This window comes from Pseudoduganella sp. HUAS MS19, from assembly GCF_053615455.1.
In genome coordinates this window covers 1,034,249-1,060,034 of the sequence record NZ_CM132133.1, presented here as the reverse complement: position 1 = coordinate 1,060,034, position 25,786 = coordinate 1,034,249, and the positions used below count along the sequence as shown (strand labels likewise).

The 25,786-nt window shown below is 66.1% G+C and carries 21 protein-coding genes; 9 read left to right on the top strand and 12 right to left on the bottom strand.

The window, feature by feature from the left end:
* The first annotated feature begins 29 nt into the window (after window positions 1–29).
* Together ACWBU6_RS04945 and ACWBU6_RS04940 are read left to right on the top strand one after the other, a co-directional pair.
* Window positions 30–416: a hypothetical protein gene (locus ACWBU6_RS04945; RefSeq protein ID WP_452647728.1), complete on the top strand. Its 387-nt coding sequence runs from the start codon at window positions 30–32 to the stop codon at window positions 414–416.
* 54 nt (window positions 417–470) lie between these two features.
* Window positions 471–1,835, top strand: a complete 1,365-nt coding sequence (locus ACWBU6_RS04940; protein WP_452647727.1) for a serine hydrolase domain-containing protein — start codon at window positions 471–473, stop codon at window positions 1,833–1,835.
* Here ACWBU6_RS04940 and ACWBU6_RS04935 read toward each other — a convergent pair whose 3' ends face one another.
* Window positions 1,836–4,805 carry a CHASE domain-containing protein gene (locus ACWBU6_RS04935; protein ID WP_452647726.1) on the bottom strand — a complete coding sequence of 990 codons (2,970 nt, stop codon included), beginning with the start codon at window positions 4,803–4,805 and terminating at the stop codon, window positions 1,836–1,838.
* Between the two features lie 49 nt (window positions 4,806–4,854).
* Window positions 4,855–5,586: a 7-cyano-7-deazaguanine synthase QueC gene (gene queC, locus ACWBU6_RS04930; protein ID WP_452647725.1), complete on the bottom strand. Its 732-nt coding sequence runs from the start codon at window positions 5,584–5,586 to the stop codon at window positions 4,855–4,857.
* A 133-nt stretch (window positions 5,587–5,719) separates the two neighbouring features.
* Between queC and ACWBU6_RS04925 the strand changes: the two genes are divergently transcribed.
* On the top strand, window positions 5,720–7,498 hold the full coding sequence (locus tag ACWBU6_RS04925; RefSeq protein ID WP_452647724.1) for an autotransporter assembly complex protein TamA: 1,779 nt from the start codon (window positions 5,720–5,722) through the stop codon (window positions 7,496–7,498).
* Window positions 7,498–12,021, top strand: a complete 4,524-nt coding sequence (locus tag ACWBU6_RS04920) for a translocation/assembly module TamB domain-containing protein (protein ID WP_452647723.1) — start codon at window positions 7,498–7,500, stop codon at window positions 12,019–12,021. Before ACWBU6_RS04925 ends, ACWBU6_RS04920 begins: the two co-directional genes overlap by 1 nt.
* Here ACWBU6_RS04920 and ACWBU6_RS04915 read toward each other — a convergent pair.
* Complete coding sequence (locus ACWBU6_RS04915) at window positions 12,000–12,182, bottom strand: hypothetical protein (protein ID WP_452647722.1); 183 nt, start codon at window positions 12,180–12,182, stop codon at window positions 12,000–12,002. The two genes, ACWBU6_RS04920 and ACWBU6_RS04915, sit on opposite strands and share 22 nt — an antisense overlap.
* Before the next feature lie 87 nt (window positions 12,183–12,269).
* On the opposite strand from ACWBU6_RS04915, the gene ACWBU6_RS04910 reads away from it, so the two are divergent.
* Window positions 12,270–12,791 (top strand): hypothetical protein, encoded by a 522-nt coding sequence (locus tag ACWBU6_RS04910; RefSeq protein ID WP_452647721.1) that lies wholly within the window; start codon window positions 12,270–12,272, stop codon window positions 12,789–12,791.
* Here the strand turns inward: ACWBU6_RS04910 and ACWBU6_RS04905 are convergent.
* Genes ACWBU6_RS04905 through ACWBU6_RS04895 form a run of 3 tightly spaced genes read right to left on the bottom strand, consistent with a single transcriptional unit; the run spans window position 12,788 to window position 15,694 of the window.
* Window positions 12,788–14,227 (bottom strand): TIGR01777 family oxidoreductase, encoded by a 1,440-nt coding sequence (locus tag ACWBU6_RS04905; RefSeq protein WP_452647720.1) that lies wholly within the window; start codon window positions 14,225–14,227, stop codon window positions 12,788–12,790. The two genes, ACWBU6_RS04910 and ACWBU6_RS04905, sit on opposite strands and share 4 nt — an antisense overlap.
* Window positions 14,224–15,282: a DUF4166 domain-containing protein gene (locus tag ACWBU6_RS04900; protein ID WP_452647719.1), complete on the bottom strand. Its 1,059-nt coding sequence runs from the start codon at window positions 15,280–15,282 to the stop codon at window positions 14,224–14,226. Before ACWBU6_RS04900 ends, ACWBU6_RS04905 begins: the two co-directional genes overlap by 4 nt.
* Window positions 15,272–15,694 (bottom strand): thiol-disulfide oxidoreductase DCC family protein, encoded by a 423-nt coding sequence (locus ACWBU6_RS04895; RefSeq protein ID WP_452647718.1) that lies wholly within the window; start codon window positions 15,692–15,694, stop codon window positions 15,272–15,274. The genes ACWBU6_RS04900 and ACWBU6_RS04895 overlap by 11 nt, the downstream gene beginning before the upstream one ends.
* 238 nt (window positions 15,695–15,932) lie before the next feature.
* Between ACWBU6_RS04895 and ACWBU6_RS04890 the strand changes: the two genes are divergently transcribed.
* Together ACWBU6_RS04890 and ACWBU6_RS04885 are read left to right on the top strand one after the other, a co-directional pair.
* A complete protein-coding gene (locus ACWBU6_RS04890; RefSeq protein WP_452647717.1) occupies window positions 15,933–16,421 on the top strand; it encodes a hypothetical protein in 489 nt (162 codons plus the stop codon).
* Between the two features lie 79 nt (window positions 16,422–16,500).
* On the top strand, window positions 16,501–16,689 hold the full coding sequence (locus tag ACWBU6_RS04885) for a YgaP family membrane protein (RefSeq protein WP_452647716.1): 189 nt from the start codon (window positions 16,501–16,503) through the stop codon (window positions 16,687–16,689).
* 27 nt (window positions 16,690–16,716) lie between these two features.
* Here ACWBU6_RS04885 and ACWBU6_RS04880 read toward each other — a convergent pair whose 3' ends face one another.
* From ACWBU6_RS04880 to ACWBU6_RS04860, 5 genes are all read right to left on the bottom strand, one after another.
* Entirely contained in the window at window positions 16,717–19,536 is a 2,820-nt protein-coding gene (locus ACWBU6_RS04880; RefSeq protein WP_452647715.1) for an ATP-binding protein, read from the bottom strand.
* Between the two features lie 3 nt (window positions 19,537–19,539).
* Complete coding sequence (locus ACWBU6_RS04875; protein WP_452647714.1) at window positions 19,540–20,259, bottom strand: hypothetical protein; 720 nt, start codon at window positions 20,257–20,259, stop codon at window positions 19,540–19,542.
* On the bottom strand, window positions 20,252–21,625 hold the full coding sequence (locus tag ACWBU6_RS04870; RefSeq protein ID WP_452647713.1) for a hypothetical protein: 1,374 nt from the start codon (window positions 21,623–21,625) through the stop codon (window positions 20,252–20,254). The genes ACWBU6_RS04875 and ACWBU6_RS04870 overlap by 8 nt, the downstream gene beginning before the upstream one ends.
* Before the next feature lie 168 nt (window positions 21,626–21,793).
* Window positions 21,794–22,534: a DUF3108 domain-containing protein gene (locus ACWBU6_RS04865; RefSeq protein ID WP_452647712.1), complete on the bottom strand. Its 741-nt coding sequence runs from the start codon at window positions 22,532–22,534 to the stop codon at window positions 21,794–21,796.
* A 10-nt stretch (window positions 22,535–22,544) separates the two neighbouring features.
* A complete protein-coding gene (locus tag ACWBU6_RS04860) occupies window positions 22,545–23,654 on the bottom strand; it encodes a DUF3108 domain-containing protein (protein WP_452647711.1) in 1,110 nt (369 codons plus the stop codon).
* 87 nt (window positions 23,655–23,741) lie between these two features.
* Between ACWBU6_RS04860 and ACWBU6_RS04855 the strand changes: the two genes are divergently transcribed.
* Window positions 23,742–24,896 (top strand): low temperature requirement protein A, encoded by a 1,155-nt coding sequence (locus tag ACWBU6_RS04855; RefSeq protein WP_452647710.1) that lies wholly within the window; start codon window positions 23,742–23,744, stop codon window positions 24,894–24,896.
* Between the two features lie 25 nt (window positions 24,897–24,921).
* Window positions 24,922–25,572 carry a PhaM family polyhydroxyalkanoate granule multifunctional regulatory protein gene (locus ACWBU6_RS04850; RefSeq protein ID WP_452647709.1) on the top strand — a complete coding sequence of 217 codons (651 nt, stop codon included), beginning with the start codon at window positions 24,922–24,924 and terminating at the stop codon, window positions 25,570–25,572.
* On the opposite strand, the gene ACWBU6_RS04845 is transcribed toward ACWBU6_RS04850, so the two are convergent.
* Complete coding sequence (locus ACWBU6_RS04845) at window positions 25,569–25,784, bottom strand: hypothetical protein (protein ID WP_452647708.1); 216 nt, start codon at window positions 25,782–25,784, stop codon at window positions 25,569–25,571. The two genes, ACWBU6_RS04850 and ACWBU6_RS04845, sit on opposite strands and share 4 nt — an antisense overlap.
* Window positions 25,785–25,786: the final 2 nt, after the last annotated feature.

Genomic DNA, 25,786 nt, shown 5'->3' with positions numbered 1-25,786 from the left:
ACACCATGTTCAACGCCAAGAGGCCCATCATGAAAAAGGTATTTGCCCTGTCCCTGGTCTTGCTGTTCTTCTGCATGCTTGCAGCCTGGATGTCCATCGACACCACCGACCTGGTCGTCACGGTCGGCGACGCCGACTATGACGGGCCGCTGGGCGCCTTGCTGGGTACCGTGCTGGCCGGCGGCGCGTTTGCCGTGGTGGCGGTCGTGATGGTGTTCGTCGCTGCCATGGTCGCGCTGGTCATGGCCGGCGTCGGCGTGCTCGTGATCCTGGCGCTGGCCCTGGCAGCCGTCCTGACCATGGCCGCCGTGTCGCCCCTGCTGTTGCCGCTGATGCTTCCCTTCTTCATCTACTGGCTGGTGAAACGCCGCAACCGCAAGCCGGCCGCGCCAGCCCTGGAACATGCGCCGGCCTGATCGCAGAGTCGGGTGCTAGAATGCAATTTTAGCAACCTATGCGGAATTGCATCCATGCGCCCGACCATCTTGCTGCTGTCCCTCGCCTTCTCTGCTCCCGCCTTCGCTGACAAACTCGACGACGCCATCCAGGCGGAAATGAAGCGCAGCCATATTCCCGGCGTCGCCATCGCTGTCGTCAAAGACGGCAAGATCATCCGTGAACAGGGCTATGGTTTGGCCGACCTGGAGCACAACGTCAAGGTCACGCCCGCCACCGTGTTCCAGTCCGGATCGATCGGCAAGACCTTCACTGCGGCGCTGGTGCTGCTGCTGGCGCAGGACGGCAAGCTGTCGCTGGACGATCCGGTGTCAAAACACCTGGCCAACACGCCCAAGTCCTGGGAAGGCATCACCATCCGCCACCTGCTGACGCATACCTCCGGACTGGGCGATCCCTACGCCAGGCTGGACCTGACCCGAGACTACAGCGAAGCGGAGCTGATCGCGCTGGAAGCCGGCATTCCCGTGCTGTTTGCGCCGGGCGAGAAATGGTCGTACTCGAACATGGGTTACCACCTGCTCGGCTTCATCTGCAACAAGGCAGGCGGCAAATTCTACGGCGACCAGCTGCGCGAGCGCATCTTCGCGCCGCTGGAGATGGGCAGCCGCATCATCAGCGAAGCCGACATCGTTCCGCACCGCGCCCGCGGCTACGAGCGCAAAGGCGGCACGCTGGTGAACCAGTCATGGGTGGCGCCGCGCCTGAATACCACGGCAGACGGCAGCCTGTACCTGACAGCGCGCGACCTGGCGAAATGGGACTTGGCGCTGTACGGCGACCAGGTGCTGCCGGCCAGCGTGCGCCAGGCCAGCTGGACGCCGGCCAAGCTGAACGACGGCACGGCCACCGGCTACGGCTACGGCTGGCAGCTGTTCGAACGTAACGGCCACCGCGCCATCGGCCACGGCGGCGCCTGGCAAGGCTTCCGCTCGCAGCTGTACCGCTTCGTGGACGACCAGCTGTCGGTGGTGGTGCTGGCCAACTCAGCCAGCGCGCGCGCCGGCAAGCTGGGCGACATCGTCGCCGCGCATTACCTGCCGGCGCTGGCGCTCAAGCCGCAAGCGGCGATCGCCGATACCGAACCGGCCGTGGCCGAACGCGTGCGCGCCATGTTCGCCAGCATCGCCGAGAGCAAGCTGCCGGAAGGCCTGAGCGAAAAGGTGGCCGGCAACCTGTCGCCGGAATTCCTGGCCACCTTGTCGCAAGACCTGCGCGACTGGGGGCCGCTGCGCAAGGTGGAAGCGCTGGCGCGCAGCACCGATGGCGAGATGCGCAGGTACAGCTATCGCCTCAACTACACCGACGGCGCCCTGCTGGTCGAGCTGAGCCTGGGCAAGGGCGACAAGGTCGAACAGCTGCGCATGCGCCCGGACTGATCAGCCTTCCACGCGGTTGCGCCCGCCGCGCTTGGCACGGTACAGCGCATGGTCGGCCCGCACCAGGGCCGCATCGCCGCTGCGGTCGGCCGGCGCCATGCTGGCGATGCCGATGCTGACCGTGATCGCGATGCTGCTGCCATTACGTCCCATCGGCGTGTCGGCAATGCGCTGGCGCAGGCGCTCGGCGAACGTACGGGCCGCCTCCAGGTCGGCGCCCGGCAGCAGGATGGCGAATTCCTCGCCGCCGACGCGGCCCAGCATGTCGATCTTGCGCTGCGAATCGCGCATCAGGCCGGCCAGGTGGCGCAGCACCGCATCGCCCCAGTCGTGGCCGTGGGCATCGTTGATGTCCTTGAAGTGGTCGATGTCCAGCATCAGCACGGCGGCGCGGCCGCCGACATCGCGCTGCAGGCGGGCTTGTTCGTCATCCAGCCGCGCCATGAATTCGCGCCGGTTCGGCAGGCCGGTCAGGAAGTCGGTGGCGGCAAGCTGCACCAGTTCCTCGTTCAGGCGCTTGCGCTCGGTGATATCGATGGTGGAAACGATCACGAAGTCCAGCGCGTGCTCGTGGCCCGGCATCACCAGCAGCGTCAGCTCATTCTGGCGTTCCACACCATCCAGCCGCAGGTAGCTGGCCTCGCACTGGAACAAGTGCGAGCCGCGCTCCAGCGCCAGCAGGGCGCGTCCGAATTCCGCCATGGACGATGGCGCGAAATTCTGCGCCAGGCTCAGGCGCCCCGCCTGCTTGCAGGCCGGGCCCGCGCCGACCTGGGCCAGCCCGGCGGCATTGACATCGGTAATGCGCACCAGCCCGGCTAAGCGCTGGAACTGGCTGGGATTGACCTGCAGCCATTGCGCCACGTCTTCCACGCCCGACGCCACCAGCTCCTGCAAGGCTGCGCGCACGGCCGACCAGTCCTGCTGCCACAAGGCGACCGGCGCGTGGTCGTACAGGCTGCGGAAGCGTGCCTCCCCCACGCGCAAGGCTTCGGCGGCGCGCGCCTGTTCCACCGCGATGCCGGCCAGGCTGGCCGCCTGGTCGATCAAGGCCAGTTGCGCCACGCTGGGACGCTGCGGTTCGCGGTGGTAGATGGCGAAGGCGCCCAGCACCTTGCCGTTGGCGCCATGCACCGGCTCCGACCAGCAGGCGCCCAGGCCGGCACGCAGCGCCATTTCGCGGTACGGCGCCCACAGCGGATCGCTGCCAATGTCTTCCACGATCACCCGGCTGTTGCTGGTGACGGCCTTGCCGCAGGAGCCATTGCCGAAGCCGACCGGTAAGCCATCGATGGCTTGCCTGAAAAATGCCGGCAGGCTGGGCGCGGCAGACAGGTGCAGGTGCTTGCCCTCCTCATCCAGCAGCATCACGCTGCAGATCATGCCGGGGGTGACCGTTTCGATGCCGCGCATCAGGTTGTCCAGCACTTCCTGCTGCGGGGCACCGGCGGCCAGCAGTTCCAGCACCTGGTGCCGCCCTTCCTCGCGCCGTTCGTTCAGGGTGCGTTCGGTGATGTCGCGGAAAGACCAGAGCCGCGCCGGCTCGCTGCCCAGGCGCAGCGGGCGCGTGGTCACTTCCAGCACGCGCCCGTCGCGCATCTGCAGCTGGCTGTGGCTGTCCTCATCGTCGATCTGCGGGCGGGCGCAGGCATGCAGGAAGGCGTCCGGCTGTTCCAGCTGGCTGGCCATATGGGCCAGCAGGATGGCGCCGTCCTTCTCCCAGTCGAGCTGCTCCGGCACGTTCCATAACTGGCGGAAGCGGCGGTTGGAATTGAGCACGGTGCCACTGTAATCGTCGACCAGGATGCCGTCCACCGTGGAATCGAGGATGCAGCGCAGCACCGCCTGGCTGCCCTGCGCGTGTTCGGCCATGGCCAGCAGGGTTTCCTGCCCTTCGCGCAATTCGTCGCCCATGCGGCTGCTGTGGTCGAGCGCGATGCGCAGCCGCTGCCGGCTTTCCGCCAGCACGTAGGCCAGCAGTGCCAGCAAGGCGCTGATCAGCAGGCCGCCGATGGCGATGGCGCGCGGCTTGTCCGACAGCACGCCGTTCGGCTTGGGCAGCGCGCTGATCTTCAGGGTCCAGCGCCGCCCGGCCAGGCTGACGCGCTTGAGCGCATGGTGCCGCCCCGCGCTGGCGGAAGTTGCCGGGGCGCTGTCGAACATGCGTGTCATGGCGTTGGGCTCTTCGCCGTCATAGATTTCCACGTCGAGGCCGCGCAAGGTATCGTAGCCCAGCGCGCTCATCACGTCGCCCATGCGGAACGCTGCATAGACCCAGCCCTTCAGGGCGCTGCGGCGCTGGATCAGTGTGTAGCGCCCGACGCCGTTCTGGTAGATCGGCAGTGCGATGATGAAGCCGGCCTGCACCGGGTCGGCGATCTCCTGCTTCAGCAGGAGCTTGCCCGTCATGCTCGGCAAGCCCGAGTCGCGCGCCTGTTCCAGCGCGGCGCGGCGCACCGGTTCGGACAGGGCGTCGTAGCCGAAAGCGTGCAGGTTGGTACCGGAGAACGGCTCGAGATAGACCACCGGGCCATACTGGCTGCGCTGGCCGGGCGGCGTCACCGCATAGTCCGGGAAGCCCTCGGCCTGGACGATGGCCACGTGCGATGCGAGCTGGGGGCCGGACACCAGGCGCATGAAGCCGATGCCGTGTATGCCGGGGAAGTTCTGGCCCAGCTCAAGGCGTTCGATATAGGTGCGGAATTCCTGGCGGGCGACAAAATCGGAACTGGCGAACAGGCCCTGGACGCCGTACAGCACCTGGACATAGGCCTGCATGTGCGCCGCAATATTGTTGACCAGCTCGCGCGCGCGGTAGTCGAAGCCGGTGCGGGCATCGCGCTCGGCATCGAGGCGCGCGCCCCACCAGACGCTGCCGGTTGCCGTCAGGCAGAGCGCGGCCACCAGCCCCGCCAGCAGGCGGGGTTGGAGCAGGCGTTGGAGCGGCGGGCTGGCAGGTGGCCTCTGCATACCAGCATCATAATTTGTTCAGGGCAAAATAATTGCCCTATAGAAAAAGTCAATCGGCGCTAGTGCCATGATTGCCACTCAGGGCCGCCTGGTACAGCCGGTAGCCGCGCGCGCGCAATTCGCAGGCCGGGCAGGTGCCGCAGCCGTAACCCCAATCGTGCAGTTCGCCGCGTTCGCCCTTGTAGCAGGTATGGGTGGCGGCGCGGATCAGGTCCACCAGCGTCTGGCCGCCGAGACGTTCGGCCAGCTGCCAGGTTTGCGCCTTGTCCAGCCACATCAGCGGGGTCTCCAGCTTGTTGCGGGTGTCCATGCCCAGGTTCAGGGCCACTTGCAGCGCCTTCATGGTGTCGTCGCGGCAGTCCGGGTAGCCGGAAAAGTCGGTTTCGCACATGCCGCCCACCAGCACGGTCAGGCCGCGGCGATAGGCCAGGGTGGCGGCCACGGTCATGAACAGCAGGTTGCGGCCAGGGACGAAGGTGTTCGGCAGGCCGTTTTCCTGCATCACGATCTCGATGTCCTCGGTCATCGCCGTCTTCGACAGTTGCGAGATCAGGCCCAGGTCGACCATGTGGTCTTCGCCCAGGCGCTCGGCCCACTCCGGCTTGACGCTGCGCATCTGTTGCAGCACGCGGGGGCGCACGGTGAGCTCGATCGCGTGGCGCTGGCCATAGTCGAAGCCGATGGTTTCGACGCGCGGATAGCGCTCCAGGGCCCAGGCCAGGCAGGTTGTCGAGTCCTGTCCACCGCTGAACAGGACCAGTGCGGCGTCGTTAGTCAGCATCGCAGTCTTTCTTTGAGGTCTATTTGTAATGAATCATTAAGTGGCCGACAAGAGTGCGGCTGATCCGGTAACATTCGGTTTCGACTTTCCAGATCACAGACCACGAATTTTGGCACAAACCGGGATAAATGTATTGAAGGGCCTTGTACTGGGCTGCGCGGCCCTGCTGCTGCCCTTGCTGGCGGCTGCCCAGGGCTGGACATACCAGGTCCGCATCAACGCGCCGCGTGCGCTGGAATCCCTGCTCGAAGACAACCTGGACCTGGTGCGCTACCGTACGAACGAGCGCATGGACCGCGACCAGCTGCAGCGCATGCTGCGCGCCGCGCCGGAGCAGATCAAGACGCTGGTAGCGACTGCCGGCTACTACACGCCGGCGGTCAATATCAGCCTGGACGAAAGCGGCACGCCAACCGTCACCGTCGATGTGCAGCCCGGCGATCCGGTGTTGGTGGGCGAGGTGGCGATCGTGCTGGAAGGTTTCCAGTCGTCGGGCGCACCGTTCGACAAGGATGCGCTGAAGGCCGGCTGGGGCTTGCCGACCGGCGCCGTGTTCCGCCAGGACGAGTGGGAAAGGGCCAAGCGCGATATCCTGCGCGCCGTGGTGCAGACGCGCTACCCGCGCGCGCAAATGATTTCCAGCGAGGCGGTGGTCGATCCGGAAACCCGGCGTGCGCTGCTGCATGTGGCGCTCGATAGCGGGCCGGAGATGCGCTTCGGCGAATTGAAGATCGAAGGCTTGCGGCGCTATCCCGAATCGGTGGTGCGCAACCTGAACCCGATCAAGCCGGGCGATGTCTACAGCGAAGCGGCGCTGCAGGCTTACCAGGGCAAGCTGCAGGAGACCGGCTATTTCGCCAATGTCGAGGTCAGCGCCGACCTGTCGTCCGTGCTGGGCGAACAGATCGAAGCGGCCGAGGAGAAGGCGGAAGGCGTGCCGCAGCCGGCGTCCATGGCGCCGCTGCCCTTGCTGGTGCGGGTGGTGGAAAACAAGCGCAAGAACGCCAGCGTGGGTATCGGTTTCAGCACCAATACCGGCTCGCGCATGTCCGGCACCTACGATGACTTGAACGTGTTCGGCCTGAAGATGAAGAGCGCGCTGACGCTGGAAACCAAGCGCCAGCAGGCGCGCAGCGACTTCTACTTCCCGACCACGGCGGACGGCTACAACGACAGCTTCGGCGCGACGGTGGAGCGCAAGGACATCGAGGGCGAAATCACGCGCACCGCTTCCGTCGCGGCCAAGCGGGCCTGGGGCACGCCACTGCTGGAGCGCAGCATCTCCATCGAGTACCTGAACGAAAGCAAGACCGTGAACCGGGTGCTGTCGTCGCACAGCCAATCGTTGCCGATCACCTATGCCGCCACCTGGCGCAAGGTGGACAACCTGGTGTTCCCGACCAAGGGCCATGTACTGAACGCTACCCTGGGCGGCGCCCTGCTGCCGGTGCTGACGGACGAAAAATTCATCCGCGCCACGGCGCGCGGCATCACTTACCGGCCGCTCAGCCCGAAGTCCACCGTCATCCTGCGCGCCGAATTCGGGGCACTGGGTTCGAAGCACCAGGAAGGCGTGCCGACCACCTACCTGTTCCGCGCCGGCGGCGACAACTCGGTGCGCGGCTACGCCTACCAGGAGCTGGGGGTGCAGCAGGGCGAAGCGACCGTTGGCGGCCGCTACCTGATCACCGGCAGTGCGGAATACCAGCACTGGTTCAAGCCCAGCTGGGGTGCGGCGGTTTTCTATGACGCCGGCAATGCTTCCAATTCGCTGGGCGGCCTGCGGCCGAAATCCGGCTACGGCGTCGGTGCGCGCTATAAGAGCCCTGTCGGGCCGATCAATGTCGACGTCGCCTACGGCCACGCCACGAAAAAGGCGCGGCTGCATTTCTCGCTGGGGTTCACGTTCTGATGGATACGCCAAACACCCCTCCGGCCCCCGACGCGCCGCCACAAGCGCCTGGCCGCAAATGGCTGCGCCGCACCCTGATCGGCGGCGGCGTGACGCTGGCCGTGCTGGGCGGCGCCGTTTGGCTGCTGGGGCGCGAAACCACGCTGCAGCAGATCGTCGCCCAGGTCGCCCGCGCCAGCGGCGGCCAGATTGTGGTCACCGGCGTCAGCGGCTCGCTGTATGGGCGCATGCATATCGGGCGCATCGTCTACCGCGACGAGTCCAGCATGCTCACGCTCGACAGCATCGACATCAACTGGTCGCCCCTGCAGTACTTCAGCGAGGGCGTGGCGATCAGCGAGCTGCACGTGGCGCGGGCAGAGTCGCGCAGCACCGGTCCGTCCAAGCCGGCTGAAATGCCGGCATCGATCACGCCGCCCTTCCGCCTGGGCATTGCAGATGGCCGCGTCAGCACGCTGGCCCTGGTCGGCGAAGACGGCAGCCGCACCGAACTGCGCGCCATCAAGCTGCAGCTGCAAGGCGACGGCCGGCGCTGGCAGCTGAAGGACGCCAGCGCCGAAACGCCCGTTGGCGCGCTCGCTGCCAGTGCCGAGATCTCCACCACGCACCCGTACAAACTGAGCGCCACCGCTGCGCTGGCGCCGATGCCATCCGCGCCAGCGCCGGCCGCCCGCCGCAGCGGCGCTCCCGCGACGCCGCCTGGCGCGCCGGCAGCAACGCCGCCGGACCCGGGCCTGGTCCAACGCAGCGCCACGCGCCTGGAAGTGCTGGCCAGCGGCGACCTCGCGCAACTCAAGCTCGACGTCAAAGGCAGATCGCACTACGCCAATGGCGACGGCACAGTGGTGCTGGCGCCGTTCGACGCCCTGCCCCTGCGCAGCATCCGCCTGCAGGCGCGCGACGTCGACCCGGCCCGCTTCGACCCGGCCTGGCCGAAGGCGGCAATCGACCTGGCGCTGGAAGCCGCCATCAGCGGCGACCAGCTGTCCGGCAAACTGGCGGCAACGAACCGCAGCGCCCCCGGTCCGCTGGACCAGCAAAAACTGCCCCTGCATAGCGCCGCCGCACAATTGGGCGGCACGCTGAACAACGCCAGCCTGAGCGGCCTGCTGATCGATCTTGGCGCAGCGGGCAAGTTCACCGGCAGCGGCAACCTGCGCCGCCTGCCCAAGGACGGCAGCATCGACGCCGCCAGCGTGCGCCTGCACACCGACCGCCTCGACTTGCGCAGCCTGCACGGCGCCGCCATCGGCACCGCCATCGCAGGCGACATCAGCGCTGAAAGCAAGGGCAAACAGCACACGCTGCGCGCCGCTCTAGGCGAAGGCAAGCTGCGCCTCGATGTCCACGCCACGCTGCAAGACCTGCTTCTGACCCTGCACCAGGCACGCGTCACTGCCGGCCAGGGCAGCATCACCGCGAGCGGGCAAGCCAGCCTGAAAGACGACAAATCCTTCAAGGCCGGCGCCGTGGTCAGGCGATTCGACCCGGCCGCACTGGGCGCTTTCCCATCGGCCGACCTGAACGCGGAGCTGCAGGCAAACGGCAAGCTGGCGCCTGACTGGCGCGCGGACGCCGATATCGCCCTGCAGCCAAGCAAGCTGATGGGACAACCGCTGTCCGGCAGCATCAAGCTGGCCGCCGATGCCCGGCACATCGCCAGCGTCGACGCCCGTCTCGCCTACGCCCGCAATACCGCCACGGCGCGCGGTGCATTCGGCGCAGCGGGCGACCAGCTGGAATGGCAGCTCGACGCTGCCCAGCTCTCCGTGCTCGAGCCGCAGCTGCAAGGCAGCGCCACTGCCAGCGGCACCCTGAGCGGCGGCTACCAGGCGCCGCGCACCAGTTTTACCGCCGAGGCGCGCGGCCTGGGCTACCTGCCGCCGCCCGCCGGCCAGCGCCCAGGCGCGGCAATGCCGGCGCTGCCGCGTGCCGACAGCGTGATCCGCGCCAGCGGCGAGGCAGCGCTGTCCGGCGCCATGGACGTCAAGCTGGCCGGCAGCGCCAGCCGCCTCAATCCGGCCAGCTTTGCTGCCCCAGTCGGCGGCAACCTCAACGCCGACTTCGATGCCACGCTGCGCGCTTCCGCGGACTGGCTGCTCCATGCCGACATCCGGCTGCAAGCGGCATCCACGCTAGGCACCGCAGCGCTGAGCGGCCACGCCAGGTTGGCCGCCGGCCCCGGCCGCGTGCAGGACAGCGACATCGACCTGCGCCTCGGCCCCAATACGCTGCAGGCGAAAGGCTCTTTCGGCAAGCCGCAAGACCGCATCGACTGGAAGCTCGACGCGCCGCAGCTGGCGGTGCTGGGCCGCGAATGGTCCGGCAACCTGCGCGGCAGCGGCTACGCCAGCGGCGGCAACGTTGCAGGCCGCGGCCCCAACACCATGCCAACGCTCAGCGCCACGCTGGACGGCGCCCACCTGCGCCTGCCCGGCCAGCGCGAAATCTCGTCGATCAAGGGCAGCGCCACCATCGGCACCGCCTTCGGCGCGGACGACCCGCTGCAAGCCGACCTGGCAGTCGCCGGCCTGAACCTGCCCGGCCTCCTGCTGGACCGCCTGCGCCTGCAAGCCGGCGGCAGCGCCGGCAACCATGCGGTGCAGGTCGCCGCCGCCAATCCGGACTTCGACGCCAGCGCAAAGCTACGCGGCAGCTTCGCCACCGACAGCTGGAGCGGCAGCATCGACGCCCTGCAGAACAAGGGCCGCTTCGCCCTCAGCCTGCAGGCCCCGGCCACGCTGCGCATCACCGGCCGCCAAGGCGAAGGCGTTGCCGGCCTGGCCTCACCGGAGCAGCTCGCAATAAGCAGCGCCACCATCGCCATGCCGGAAGGCAGCCTGCGCATCGACACCCTGGAAAAGAACGGCCTGCACTGGCGCAGCAAAGGCAGCGCCGCCGGTGTCAACGCCAGCTATCTCGCCCAGTTGTCCGACACCTGGCGCAGCAATGTCGCCAGCACCATGACGCTGGGCGGCGACTGGTCGCTCGAACTTGCCGCGCCTGCGGCAAAAGGCGCCGCCCCGGCCCTGGACGGCTACCTGCACGTCTTCCGCGAAAAAGGCGATATCACGATTACCGGCGGCGAACGGCCGATCCCGCTCGACCTGAAGGTGCTGGACGCCCGCGTCACCGTCTCCGGCGACCAGTTGCGCGCCCAGGCCGAACTGGCAGGCGACCGCGCCGGCAACGCGCGGCTGGAAGCCACGGCGCAGCTGCGCGACGGCCGCATTCCTGCCGACAGCCCGCTGACCTTCGGCGCCAGCGCCAGCCTGCCATCCATTGCCTGGTTGTCGCCGCTGCTCGGCGTGCAAGGCATGGAGCTGGGCGGCTCCTTGCGCGCGCACGCCGGCGGCCACGGCACCGTCGCCAACCCGCTGCTGGATGGTGAAGTGGTGGGCGAACAGCTGGTGATCAACTGGGCCGAACAAGGTATCCGCCTGCGCAACGGCGCCCTGCAAGCAAAGGTGAGCGGCGACCAGCTGCAGCTGCAACGCCTGCGCTTCGACGGCGCCGACGGCAATGTGCAAGCCGATGGCTGGATGCGGCTGGCCGGCGGCGACATGTCGCTGGACCTCAAGCTGGCCGCCAGCAAGCTTGAAGTATTCAACCGCCCCGACCGCACCCTGGTGCTGAGCGGCAGCAGTACCCTGGTGCGCGATGCCAGGCGCTTCGAGTTCGAGGGCAAGTTCAAGGCTAACCGCGCCGTCATTGAACTGCCTTCGCTCGACACGCCGACCATCAGCGAAGACGTGGTGATCCTCGGACGCGACAAGCCGAAAGCTGCCACGAGCGCCGGGCTGCCCCTGAGCATCGACCTGGAAGCCGACCTGGGCGACGATTTCACCCTGCGCGGCAAAGGCCTGGACGCACAACTGGCCGGCACCGTGCGCGTGCGCATGGCCGACCGCCGCGCACCGCGCGTCAACGGCAGCATCCGCGTCGTCAGCGGCACCTATGCCGCCTACGGCCAGCGCCTGGCGATCGAACGCGGCGTGCTGAACTTCACCGGGGCCTACGACAACCCCGGCCTGAACATCCGCGCCGTGCGCAAGCGCCCGGAAGGCGATGAGCTGAGCGAAACCAATGTGGAAGCAGGCGTCGAAGTGCGCGGCACGGCGCTGGCGCCGTCCGCCAAGCTGGTCTCCACGCCGTCGGTACCGGACAGTGAAAAGCTGGCCTGGTTGGTGCTCGGCCACGGCACGGCCGACATGGCAGGCAATGAAATGAGCCTGCTTGGCACCGCAGCCGGAGCCCTGCTGGGCGGCTCCGGCGGCCCCAGCCTGGCCAACCGCGTCGGGCTCGACGAACTGGGCGTGAGCCAGGCCAAGGGGCTGGAAAGCACGGTGGTCACGGTCGGCAAAAAGCTGTCCTCGCGCGCCTACATCAGCTTCGAACAGGGCGCGGGCACGGCGACCAGCCTGGTCAAGCTGCGCTACAAGGTCAACAACCGCGTGACGCTGCAGGTGCAAACCGGCACCAACAACGCACTGGACGTGCTTTACAACTGGGCTTTCGACTGACCGGGCGGATGCAGCTCGGGGTTATGGTCGGGCACCGGCTCGTCCTGCGGGACGGGGTTGTGCGGGCTGTGGGGATGCACCGGCTCGGGGTGCGGCTGCGTCTCATCGACTGGCACCGGCAAGTCCGGTGCGCGGTGGGCGTGGATACGGTGTTTTTCCATGGCTGGAACTCCCGAAAGCGAGATCACGAAGGGGTATTTTACGCCTGCGGTTAAAATTCTTCTTTTTTCACGAATCCGGCGCGCCATATGCAACTGACTGTCACCACCGTAGTCCTGCTCATCCTCGTTCCGACGCTGATCTGGCGCATCTATTCGCGCCTGAAGCTGGTGTTCCGCCGCCAGGAATCGGTCGCGTGGCGGCACTGGGTCGGCGCGGCCGGCTTGCCGGTGCTGCTGCTGGCTGCCGCCCAGTCCATGCTCGGCAATGCGCCGGCGCTGTCGATGATGGCTGGCGGCGTGATAGCCGGTGCCTGGCTGGCCTTCTTCTCGCTGAAGAAGACCCGCTTCGAGAACACGGGCAGCACGCTGTATTTCACCCCGCCCAGCCGCACCGCCATCCTGATCTGCATGCTGTTCGTCGCCCGCGTGCTGCAGATCGGCGTCGAGTTCTACATCAACCGGCAATCCGCGGCCCCGCGCGTGATCAACCGGGTCGAAGTCCTGCAGCATCCGCTGACGGTGCTGCCCTTCGGTCTGATGCTCGGCTACCTCGCCGCCTATTCGATCGGCTTGCTGCGCTGGAGCATGGCGCAGAAAAAGCGCGATTAAACCAGATCAGCCAGCGCTTGCCGCACTGTCGGGAAGCGGAAGCGGTAGCCGCTGGCCAGCAGGCGTGTTGGCGCGACAGCCGCGCCTTCCAACAGCAGCGCGGATTGCTCGCCCAGCAGTAGGCGCAGCGGCCAGGCGGGCGTCGGAATCGCGCTGGGGCGATGCAGCTCGGCAGCGGCGGCCTTGGCAAATTCCTGTTGCGTCGGGTGCTCGGGGGCGGTGAAATTCCAGGCGCCGTCGGCATTGGCGCCGAGGCGCCAGACGTGGGTCATGGCGCCCAGCAGATCGGCGATGTGTATCCACGCAGTGCGCTGGCGGCCCGTCCCCATGCGGCCGCCGAAGCCCAGCCTGAAGGGCATCAGCATGGATGGCAAAGCGCCGCCGCGGCCGAACACGAGGCCGAAGCGGGCCAGCGCCACCGGCACGCCATACTCTCGTGCACGGCTCGCGACAGCCTCCCACTCCTGGCACAGCTGCGACATGAAGATCGCTTGCGGCGGGCTGGCCTCATTCAGCACCTGCCCGCTGCCTTGCGGCTGGATGCCGTAGTAGCCCACGGCGGAAGCATTGATCATCAGGCGCGGCTTGCGCGCAGCCCGCGCGATCCAGTCCACCACGCCCTCAGTGAGCCCGGCACGGCTGGCGCGCAGCACGGCCTTGCGGCGCGCGCTCCAGCGCCAGCCGAGGATGCGGGCACCGGCCAGGTTGACGATCACGTCGATGGCTTCCTGCGGTGGCAGGTCGCTCATGCTGGCCACGGCGCGCACCGCGCCGCCGAACTCCCAGGCCGCCTTGCGCGGTTCGCGCGACAGCACGATCACGCGATGGCCGCTGGCGAGCAAAGCCGGCACCAGCGCATGGCCGATGAACCCGGTGCCACCCGTGACCAGCACCGTCTGCGGCGGGCCGTCGAAGCGCACGGCCGCATCAGCGGCAGAGTGCAAGGCGCGGGCCGCCAGCGCATCGCGGAAGCCGGACACAAACACGCCGACACCGCATAAGGCGAGGAAAACGCTGAGCCAGCCTTGCGGCGCGTAAGCCAAAGCTGTCGGGGCGCCGGCAGCTGCCGGCATTCCCAGTACCAGCAGGGCAATGAAGGCGCCGCCGTTAATCGCCAGCACCGTATGCGTTACGCGCTCGGTTGCCGGCAGCAGGCGGGTCCGGTCTTCCACCACGAAGTCCCACAAGGTGAGGACAATCTCGACACCGAACAGCGCCAGCAGCACCCAGGCCCAAGCGCCCTGCCAGATCCAGGCCGAGAGCCCGACAAACAGCACGCCGTAGATGGTGGCACGCACGGCGTGGATGGCGAGTTCGCGCTTGGCCGTGGCGCGCTGCGGCAAGGCTTCCGTGAGCTCGTGGTGGTAGATCGTGTCGAATGCGCCAAGGCAGCCTTGCACGGCCATGAGCTGCAGTGCGAGCAGGTGCGTGTTCATGCTGCTTCCTTTTCTGCTGCGCGCCGTTGGCGGAAGACGCCGGCCTGCACGAATGTCGTGCCGAACAGGGCGTGGCGGATCTCGATGCGGATGTTGAAACGGTTTGGCGCCTCGTTGCAATGGCGCAGGAAAGTCTTGCCCGGGGTGAGCACGCCCGGCAGCGGAATGCGCCAGCCCAGGATGTCCCAGAAATAGCCGTCGCTGGTGAAATGCAGGTTGCCGTCGGCGACGTGCAGCCTGAGTTTCATGCCAAGGCCCAGGCCCACGTATTCCAGCACTTCACCGCGCTCGCTCTCCGCCATGTAGGAGGTGAACCGGATCGGCTTGCGGCCATTTAGCATGTAGATGCGCTGTTTGTAGATGTTTTGCGAACCCGGCTTGCCGTAGACCTGGATGTCGACCGGGAAATCGCTGTCGCAGTAGGGAATCAACGCGCCCTGGATGAAGGGCTTGCTGGCCAAGCCAAGCAGCTTGCCAAAGCGCGAAGCACGCAGTTCGGACAAGGTGCCGTGGTACAGCAGCGGCTTGCCTGGCGCGGGATTGCTGGCGAAACGCTGCTGGATATCGGGGTGCAGCTTGTTCCATTCGCTGCCGAGGATTTTGCGGAACAGCTCCCCCTCGCCCACCAGCGGGGCCGCGCCCGCGGCGTCACGGGTGCTGGCGTCGATGCGGTACAGGCGCCACGCCGCAGGCAGCAGCAACGCCAGCGTGGCGGCGTCGAGCCATACATTCGGCCATACCCCGGCGCGCAGCGACACCATGATGTCCTGCGGCCCCCACAGCAGCAAGCCTGCCGCCATCCAAAGCCAGGCCGCCGGTTCGCGGCGCTGGTCGCCGAACCACACCAGCGCCAGCATCCACAGCCCGACGCACTGGACGGTCGGTCCGAACAGCGCCAGCCACCAGGCGTGCTGCGGGCGCGTCGCGGCCGGGCCAAGCCAGGCGAGGTACCAGTCCAGCGCCGCAGCGTTGCCGATCCACGGCAGCGCCAGGCCGACCAGCAGGTGTGCGGCTGCGCTGGCATACATCCAGCGCACCAGCCATTTACGTTCCATTCTTACCTCCGCAGTTGATCTGGCACTGGCCGCCGTCGCACTTGGGGCGGGCGCCACCCATCCCGAGCCAGCGCGAAATGCGATAGCGGTTGCGGGCGAAGCTGCGGTAGGCCACGGCCAGCACCGGCCGCAGCGCCGGCACGCGCAGCGGCCAGACCAGCCAGGCGCGTCCCGCCAGCGTGTACGCCTCCAGGATGGCGTCGGTACCCCGCAGCATGGCGCCGTCGGCGCGCAGTCCGTGCAGTTCGGTGTTCATGGCGGCCAGGCTGGCCCCCAGCGGGAGCGGGTCGAAACCCGGGGCGGTTATATCGACGAAGGCCAGTTGGCCGGTCCGGTCCCAGCGCCGCAGGCAGCTCATTTCGCACCGGCAGAACGGACAGGCATTGTCAAAATACAGGGTCAGTGCGGCCATGGGCCAACTCCTTTTGTGACATAAAAACTACAAACGTGAAATTTAATTAAAGTACGTTTAACATGCCGAAACTCACGGATTTCCACTGGTTCCAGAATGAATAGTCGTTGAATTTTGTTATTTTTCATTTATTTCTGTCGTTACAGAAATTAAAGACCATATTTCGGCCGATGTCAAATCCTTAAAGGTCGTGTATTCTAAAATCACACAAAAATGATTGCTGCGAGGAAATATTCCTATGACGACTTACAATAAGACCAACAAGGGCCGGGAGGAAATCTCGGCGCGCACCTATGGGTTGCAATCCCGTATGCGTACTCTGCTGGTGATGATTGATGGCCGCCATCCAATGGAAGAATTGCTGCCGAAAGTGACCGGGCTCGGGCTGGACGCCAGCGCTGTCAACGAACTGCTGGCACAGGGTTTCATCGAAGAAGGCGAAGCACCGCCGATCACCGTCATGCCGGTCCTGCCTACCGAAGAAGAACTCGCTGCGCAGTACAAGCAAGCGCGCGACTTCTATGCGCGCACCATCGAGCCGACCCTCGGCCTGCGCGGCCAGGTCCTGCAAACCAAGCTGGAAGCGGCGCAGACGCTGGAAGACCTGAAGGCGATGCGCATCACCTTCTTCGAAATGGTGAACCGCATACGCGGCCGGCCCGTGGCACTGGCACTGAAGAAGGAACTGGACACCATCCTGGGCGCCTGTTCCAAGGAAGCCGCCTGAGGCCACGCTTTAATTGATCCAGGTCATTCCCGGCCATGCCGGGCTTTCCCATACTGGTTGCCAGTAACAGGAGAAAGCCATGACCATGATTGAAAATATCGGCACGGTGGACCGTGCCCTGCGTGTTGCTGTCGGCCTGGGACTGATCGCGGCCAACCTGCTTGGCCTGATCGGCCTATGGGGCTGGATCGGCGTGCTGCCGCTCCTGACGGGCACGGTTAAGTTCTGTCCGATGTACCGTGCCGTCGGGATTACCACGAACGATTGAGCCGGCGCGACGTGGCGCCGGCCGCCATCAGGCGGCTACGGCCTGGCGGCGCTGCAGCACGAAGATCGGCTGCGCCCACTGGGTGTCCTTCTTTTTCTTGCTCGTAATAAGCGTCAGGTCGGAAGGATCGTAGACGTCGGTGTTATGGGTCAGCGGCGTCGTCATCAGGTACTGGGCGTCGGTGTTCTTCAGGAACTCGCCGACCAGTTGGATGTTGCGGATGTCCAGGTGGGCGAACGGTTCGTCGATGAACACGAAGCCGCCGGAGCCGTCTTCCGACTTCAGCAAGCCAATTAGCAGCACCAGCGATTTCATCACCTGCTGGCCGCCCGACGCTTCGCCGTCGTTCAGGCCGATCGGGCCCTTGCCGTCGAACTTGAAGCGTACCTGCAGGCCTGCTTGCGCCAGCAGCAAGTCATCGTTCTCCAGCTTGACCGGCTCGACGTGCACGTCGATATTGGCCAGCGCACCCAATTCCTTGATGTTCGACGAATAAGTCTTGATCGTATAACGCAGGCGTTCGATGTAGGCGCCGCGCGCATTAGCAGTCGCTTCGATCGCACGGTTGTTCTGGTAGCGGCGTTCTTCGGTTTCCGTCTTGCGGTTCGACAGCTGCTCGTTCAGGCGTGCGTACTGGTCGATCACGGTGGCATCGAGTTCCCAGTCGTCGCGTGCCAGCGACGACTGCAGGCTGGCGATACGCAGGTCGACCTGGTGCGCGTTCTGGTGCTGCTGCACCAGTGCCAGGCGGCGCGCAGGACGGCGCCATGCGCCCGGCAGGTGGCGCCACTGGCGGCGCAGCGCCAGCATGGCGCGGGCGTGGTCGGAACGCTGTTCCATCTGGCGCTTGAAGTTCAGGCGCATGCCCGCTTCCGCTTCGGACAGCGACATGCGGGCGCTTTGCCACGCGGTGTCGGCCTTGGTGCGCGTCACGGTGGCGTTCTTCATCAGGCCTTGCAGCTCGCCCAGGCGCGAACCGACTTCCAGGCGTTCCGCGCGCAGCGGCACGGCGGAGCGTGCGGCTTCGTCGAATTCTTCGGTCCGGGCGCTCAATTCCTTCACCGCATCCACGCCGGCCAGGCGGGCTTTCAGGGCGGAGGTTTCCGAGGCCAGCTTGGAAATCTGCAGGGTGTACTTGTCTTCTTCGGCTTCCAGGTTCGGCAGGTTCTTCTGGATTGCATCCATACGCGATGTCTTGCCGGCGGAACCGAAGCGGTAGCGCGACGCTTCCACGAACAGCGAGCGGCCGCCGCGGCGTTCCTTGTGGTAGGCCTCCGGCGTGATCCATTCCTCGATATTGCCAAGCTTTGCGCCCTCTTCCACCGACTCCACGCGGGTGATGCGCGAGAGCTGGTCGATCAGCCATTCCGGCGCCAGGCCGCTGAACTTCACGACCGACAGCAGGCTCTGGTTCTTCGGCTCGTGCGCCTTCACGCAATCTGGCACGATGAAGTGGCGATAGCGCTCCTTCTCCGCCAGGCGGTAAGCCGACGACGCATCGGACGAGCGCTCCAACAGCACCACGGAGGCGTAGCCGCCCAGCACGCCCTCGACGGCGCCCTGCCACTTCGGATCGGTCACTTCGACGATATCGGACAGCATGGCGTGCGGAATACCCGCATCGTTCAGGGCGCGGCGCATGGCGCGCACATTGTCCGGTTCCGGCATGGCGGTCTTGCCCGACAGCGCGTTGATGGTGGCCTTGTCCTGCGCGATGCGGTTGGTCACGGCATCGCGCTGCGAGCGCAGCTTCAGCAGCTCGGCTTCCTTGGCTTCCAGCTGCGCGGCGGCATCGGCCACATCGGCGCCTGATTCGGCGGCCAGCTTTTGCAGGCGGGACTTCTGCTCGGCCAGCGATTCGAGCGGCTTCAGCTTGCCGTTGATGTGGTTCAGGCGCGAAGTCAGCGCGGTCTGTTCCTGCTCCAGCAGGGTTTCCTGCTGCTGCGCGTCCTGCAGCGCCTTGGCCTGCTTGGCAACTTCATTGCGCTTGTCGGCCAGCACCTGGTCGGCCTGCGCCAGCGGCTTGCGCGCTTCGCGCAGCTGGCGGCTGACGTTGGCGGCCTTCTCGCGCGCCTCGTGGTATTCCAGCGACGGCAGCACTTCCTCCTGCAGGTTGCGGCGTTCCTTGTGCAGCGTTTCCCACTGGTGGTAATTGGCCACGCGCAGGCGCAGGCCTTCCAGGTTGGTCTTGGAACCTTCCAGTTCGGCTTCGAAGCGCTTCAGCTCTTCCTCGGTGTCGCGCTGGTGGCGCTTGGCCTCGTCGTAAGCGTCCAGCACTTCCTTGTCGCCGAACACCTGGAACACCAGGTCCAGCAGCTGGCGCGGCGCATATTCGCACAGCTTGTCGGTTTCGCCCTGCTCCAGCGCCAGCACTTTGGACATGGCTTGCGACAGGCCGGCATTGGCCAGGCGCTTGCGGTAGTTCTCCACGCCGAGCCAGTCGTTCGCTTCGGTGACTTCTTCGATTTCCACATTACCGGGGCGCATCAGGTACTGGCGCTTCCAGTCGCCGCCATTCTTCTGCACCTGGCAGAACAGGGTCACCTCGTCTTCGGCGAAGAAACCGCTGCTGCGGAACGGGCGGTTGGACAGCTGCTTGCCCTGCGGCTTGTTGTCCACCACGGCGCGCAGCCAGGCCGTCTGCTGGCCGCTGTGGCGGGCGTAGTGCTTGTAGGTGCGGCCCATCGAGCAATCGAGGCCGAACAGCGTGCGCAGCGCGTCCAGCAAGGTGGTCTTGCCGGAGCCGTTCTGGCCCGCGATGGTGATGATCTTTGCATCCAGCGGAATGTTCTTGATGCGCTGCCAGTAGTCCCAGTGGACCAGCTCAAGGGATTTAATTTGGAACATCGCTTATTCTTCCGTCGGGGTTTCTTCATTGGCCGCCGGTTGCGGCTCGGCGTCGTTGGCCGCGGCCAGCACTTCGCGCGGGATGTGCACGATCTGGGCCGGGGCGCGCTTGAACACGTCGGCCAGGGCGCCGTTGATGATGCGTTCTTTCAGCAGGTCGGTATCCATCAGCAGGTCCAGCAGCGGGCCTTCGACGATGATGTCGCCACGGCGCTCGATGAAACCGAGCTTGCCCAGGATGCCGAGGTTCATGTCCATGCGGGTTTTCTTGCCAAGCTTGTCGCCGAAGTCGGCCAGCAGCGCCTTGTACGGGATGCCGATCGAGGTGTCTTCCGCACGCGGCACCGGCTTGTCGGTGCCGAACATATCGTTCTGGTCGTCGTCCGCGTGCTGGTGGGTTTCCTGGCGCTCGCGCTTGGGCAGGATGATCAGCGCCCACAGCACCACCAGCAAGGCTACGCCGTCGCGCGCCAAGCCGAAATTATTGTTCTGCCAGGTATCACGCGCACCGAACACCTTCGGTTCGATATTGCGCTGCAGGGCCAGCGTGACATGGTCGGCATAGACGTTATCCAGCAGCTTCATACCGCAGGCGGCCAGGCGCGCATCGACTTCGGCGCGGAACAGCTCGTCCGACAGGGCGCGCTTGACCATTTTGTCGTCGCGGCGCAAGGTCTGGTGCGCCACCAGGCGCGCGATCAGGATTTGGGTATCGTCACTCATCGGACTTCGGGCTTTCTTTGTCTAATTCGAGGGTCAGCGCGGCCAGGGACATGGCGGCGACCTCCAGGTCGGGCAACTGCACCATCTCGTCCTGCGGCGAGAAGCGCACCGGCAGGCGCGCCAGGTCCGCAGTGGTGCCCTGCATCGAAGCCTCGGCCTCGTCGCCCAGCAGCGGCAGCATCGAGGCGCGGTAGGAGGCCAGGGCGAAGGACGCCGGCAGCAGCGCTTCGTGCACCTTCACTTCGCGCGGCGACTCCTCGGCCACGGACGGGAAATTGTTCAACTGCGCGAAGTCGGACAAGCGGGCCAGCCAGTCGTCCAGTTCCTTCTGCATCGCAGGGCTGTCGTTGATCGTGGTCGGCGCATCCTGGCCGGCAGGCAGGCCGTTCAGCCCATTGTTATTGGCACGTTCTGTCATTAATTCAGTCTCGGCGACGTCGATCATCTCGGCAGGCGTGATGAACAGCGGTTTCACCGGTTGGTCGATTGCATCGACCGCCAGCGAGGACAGGTCCTCATGCGCCAGCAGCCAGCGTTTGATATCGGTAGTGGAGAGGCCGGACTGGCCCAGGTGCACGCGCTGGCGCTCGATCTGGTTCAGCGCGCGCGAGAACATGCCCTGCATGTTCAGCAGCTGCGACTGGGCACGGCCGATCGCTTGCGCGGCGCGGTGCGTGGCGCTGTCCGCGTTTTCGTCAGTGGTGATGGCACGCAGGATCTCGGAGCCCTTCTCGACCCAGTCACAGGCCTGGTGCCACTTGGCCTGCGACTCGCGCAGGCGGAATTCGGAACCGGACGCGATGGCGTCGCGGAATTCTTCGGTCAGGTCGACCAGGCGGCCCAGCAGGTGCTGCAGCTGCTCGCTGGTGACGCCGCCCACCGCCTGGGCGCCGGCTACCTGCGACAGCAGGAAGCCCATTTCGGCATCGTCGTCCGGGGCGGCCAGCACCAGCAGGCTGTCGATCGAGGCCAGCACATTGCGCGCCATCGGCGTCACGCGGTAGACCGATTGCTGCGCATCCCAGGCCAGCAGGCCGTTGGAGCGCAGGCGGTTGAGCACCGTTTCCAGGCTTTCCGGCAGCAGGTAGGCCAGGCGGGTATTGATATCGGCACGGGAAAATGCCGACGAAGTTGTGTCATTGGCAAGTTCGCGCAAGACGAGCAGGCGCACCAGCACCCCCTCGAAGCCGCCGTGGAACAATGCGGTAAACACCTGCAACAGCGGCTGGGCGCGCTTCAGGTGGTAGACCTGCTCGATCTCGTCGGCGGAAATGTGGGGCTGGAAATGGGCCTGCAGGGCATCCTGCTGCTCTTGCTCAGTCGGGTTGGTGTCGGCCAGGGCCGCACTTGCCATCAAATCAATCATTGCGCTCCAGTAATTAAAACCGGGGAGCTACCAATTGGAAAGTCGGGGTCAGCTCCGGCAATCGGACATTTTGCGATGCAAAATGTCCGATTGCCGGAGCTGACCCCGACTTTCAAGTTGGCAGCCAGTCCCGACTTTGAGGGTGCAAGTATAACAGGCCGGGTGTGGCTATTTTCGGTTGACTTTCTCTAGGACTTGCTCGAAGGAATCACCGTCTTCTTCCGTGTAAAGGATGCGTGCCGGGTACCAGTCGAGGTTGGGGGCCAGCCACAGGTCGACCTGCTGCCCGTGGCTGCCAACCTGCTTGCGGCTGAAGTGCAGCACTTTTTGCTCGCCCAGGGCGGGGTTTTCCAGGGTTTCCGTGCCGACCACGCGGAAAGTCCAGGGCTCGCCATCGCGCCGGCCGGCCACGAAGAAGGTCCATTCGCTGCCGGGCGTGAACTTTTCCGGCGTAGCGCGCGCCAGCAGCGCCAGCTGGAAGGTCACGCTGCTGCGGTCCTGCTCGCCGCCGCGGATGGCGTAACTCGCCTTGCCGTCTTCGAACTCGATCTTTTGCGTGCCGCGGTCGAAACGGGTGGTGGTCGGGTCCTTGCGGAAGCGCTTCTCGTAAAAAGTGGCGGGCGCCAGGCCATAGCCGTCCAGCGTGCCTTCGCTGCGCTGCTCGAGCACTTTGCCGAACAGGTTGGAACGCGCTTCGGTATGCAGGGAGTAGCTGCCGTCGCCCTGGCGCCAGGCGACGGTGCCCGTGCCCAACAGCGGAATGCCGCGGTTGCTGCCCTTGACAGCATAGCTCAGGTCGGCCGACGGCGGCAGGCTGGTGGCCCGCCTGGCGACCGGGTAGTCGGATGTGGCGGCGCTGGCCGTGGCGGCGGCGAGGGCGAGGGTCAGGGTGATCAGGGTACTGCGCATGGCTTGGTCCTTATTTGATGATGCGTGTGACGGTTTGGGTGGTGACGGCGCCATTGGCTTCCGTATTGCGGATCTGCACCGGGTACCAGTCCAGGCTGGGCGCCAGCCAGATATCGAGCCGGGCGCTGTAGCTGCCCGGCTTGGGCGGGCGCGCCAGGTGCCAGGTAATCAGCTTGCCCATTTTGGTGTCCAGTTCATCCTCGCCGACCAGCACGAAGCTGTAGACCTGGGCATTGCGGTCTTCGCCGACCAGGATGTCCATCGGCTTGCCGAACTGGTTGACGTCGGCGCGCCCGATGCCGGCCAGCTGGAACAGCACCGTGGCGCGGTCCTGCGCGCCCGCCGTCAGCGGCACGCTGCGCTCGCTGGCGGAGAAGGTGATCTTCTGTTCCTGCTGGTTGAAGTGGGTCGCGGTGGCCGAGCGGTTGCGCCGCTTCTCGCTGAACTTGGCCGGGGCGATGCCGAAGTCGTTGATCGTGCCTTCGCTGCTCACTTCAAGCAGGTTGACGCGCGCAATCAGCAGGCTGATGCCGACCTCCTGCGTGGCCCTGTAACTGGCGCCGTCAGATTGCCAGCCAATGCTGGCCGAACCGCTCCAGTTGGTGCCGTCCGCATCCTTGCGCGCGACGTCCAGTTCGAAGCGGGCCGAGGGCGGCAGCGCGACCTGCCAGCGTTTGGCATCGGCTGGCGGCTCGGCCTGGGCCGCAACTTCGGCCTGGGGCTGCGCGGATTCTACGGCAGGCGCGGCCGGCGCAGCGCCCGTTTGCCCGGCTTGCGCCGCAGCTTCCGACTCCGGCGGCGCAACCGGCGCGGCATCCGCCGGCGCGCTGCCGGCCTCCGCTGCCGTTTCTTCCGGCGGCGGCGCGGGCTTGGGCGGTTTCGGTTTCGCTTTTGGCTTCGGCGGCGGCGCCGCTTCCACCGGCGCCGGTGCTGCCGGTTCCGGCGGCGGTGGCGCCAGGCGCAATGCCGCGCTGATGATGTTTTGCTCAGCATCGGGGGCGCGACCGGCCGCGCCGATGCGGCCGCTGACCCAGTTGATCGTTACGAAATGCAGTGCCGCGGTGGCTGCGCAAATGGCAATGATGCGGCGGCGGTGGCGGGGGCGAGTAACGATCGTCATGGTCGCTAGTTTAACGTGCCGCTCCCCGATTCCGCTGACAGCACGCTCAATGGCATAATTTGCTGGATATTCTGACAAGGAGCCCCGATGTCCCTTTTGCGCCAGCGCGGCCAGGCCGATTCCGGCAAGGTCGGCATGGTCGAGCTGTTCTTCGATCTTGTATTCGTGTTTGCTGTCACCCAGCTATCCCATACCCTGCTGAAAAAGCTCGATGCTGCCGGCGCCGTGCAGGTCGGCCTGCTGTTCATGGCTACCTGGTGGGTGTGGATCTACACGGTGTGGGCCACCAACTGGTTCGATCCGGAGAAGAAGACCGTGCGCGCCGCCCTGTTCGCGCTGCTGGTGGCAGGACTGCTGATGTCGGTTTCGATTCCGCGCGCCTTCACCGACCTGGGCTGGCTGTTTGGCGCCTCGATCCTGGCGCAGCAAGTGGGCCGCACGCTGGCCATGCTGGCGGCCAGCCGCGGCGACGATGGGGCACTGCGCTGCAACTTCGTGCGCATTACATTGTGGCTCAGCGCCAGCGGCGCGTTATGGCTTGCCGGTGGCCTGGCCGCCCCCGAATCGCGCATGGCATGGTGGCTCGCGGCATTGGCGGTGGACATGCTGGGCCCGATCCTGTTCTACTTCGTGCCGGGTCTGGGCCGCTCCACCCTGGCCGACTGGAACGTGGACGGCAGCCACATGGCCGAACGCTGCGCCCTGTTCGTCATCATCGCCCTCGGGGAATCGCTGCTGGTGACCGGCGCCACGTTTGCCGACCTGGCATTCGATCCCGCAACCGTCGCTGCCTTCCTGCTGGCGGTACTAGGCGCGATCCTGATGTGGTGGCTGTATTTCGACCACGGCCTGGAACAGGGCCACCACCGCATCGTGCACTCCGAGAATCCGGGCCGCCATGCGCGCAACAACTACACCTACCTGCACATTCCCATCGTGGCCGGCATCATCGTCGGCGCAGTGGGCGATGAGCTGGTGCTGAGCCATCCCCACCATGGCGGCCCGGCCGCGATGGCAGCCATCATCGGCGGCCCGCTGCTGTTCCTGTGCGGGACCGCCCTGTTCAAGTGGCTGGCGCAGACGCGCGCCTGGCCGCCGTTCTCCCATTTGCTCGGCATCGCTCTGCTGCTGGTGCTGGGCGCCCTGTCGCTCGTGCTGCATCTTTCCCCGCTGCTGGCTGCCGGCGCTTGCGTCGCCGTTCTGCTGCTCGTTGCTGTCTGGGAGAGCTGTGTGCTACGCTAAAACAACCTACCCTCGGAGACCCGATATGAGCAATCCACAAATGCCCCACATCCCCGGCGCTGCAGTAATGACGGATACGCTGGACTTCGTTAAATCCCTGTGGGGGAGCATGGGCGTGCCCGGCATCAGCATTCCGGGCATCGCCGCGCCGACGCTGTCGGTGGATGACCTGGACAAGAAAATCAGCGAGCTGAAAGCGGTCGAGTCATGGCTCAACCTGAACGCCACCATGCTGCGCTCGAGCATCCAGGCGCTGGAAGTCCAGCGCGGTACCATCGCGGCATTGAAATCGATGGGGCAATCGCTGGCCGCCGCCGTACAGCAGGCGCCGCACAGCGATCCGTTTGCCAAGCCGGCAGCGCCCGCGGCAGCCAAGCCAGCGGACAAGCCGGCTGCCGACACCGGCAAGCCGGGCGACAAACCGGCCGCCGACGCCAAACCTGCCGCGCTCGATACGGCCAGCACTGCCGCCAACCAGATGGCCAATCCCGCCGCCTGGTGGAACCTGCTGCAGGAACAGTTCGCGCAAGCGGTCAACACGGCGATGGCCGCCGACCCGGCCGCCAAACCGGCAGCCGTCAAGAACGGCGCCGCGCATGACGCCAGCAAGCCTGTCGCCAAACCGGCAACGCGCAAGCCTGCGGCCAAGCGTGCGCCGAAGGCTGCCAAGCCCTAATTCAGCTTCTGGATGCGGATGGCCTCGATCAGGCCGTCCTCATCGCGCTGGACCTTCATGATATTGATCAAACCTTCGTCTTCCAGGGCCTTGGCCGCATCGTGTGCGCTCTGGAAGGATTCGAGGGTGTCTCCCTTCGCGCTGACCGGACGAATCCAGGCAGCAGCCCCCACCTTCATCTTGTTATAGACCTCTTTGGCGATATCGCGCATGG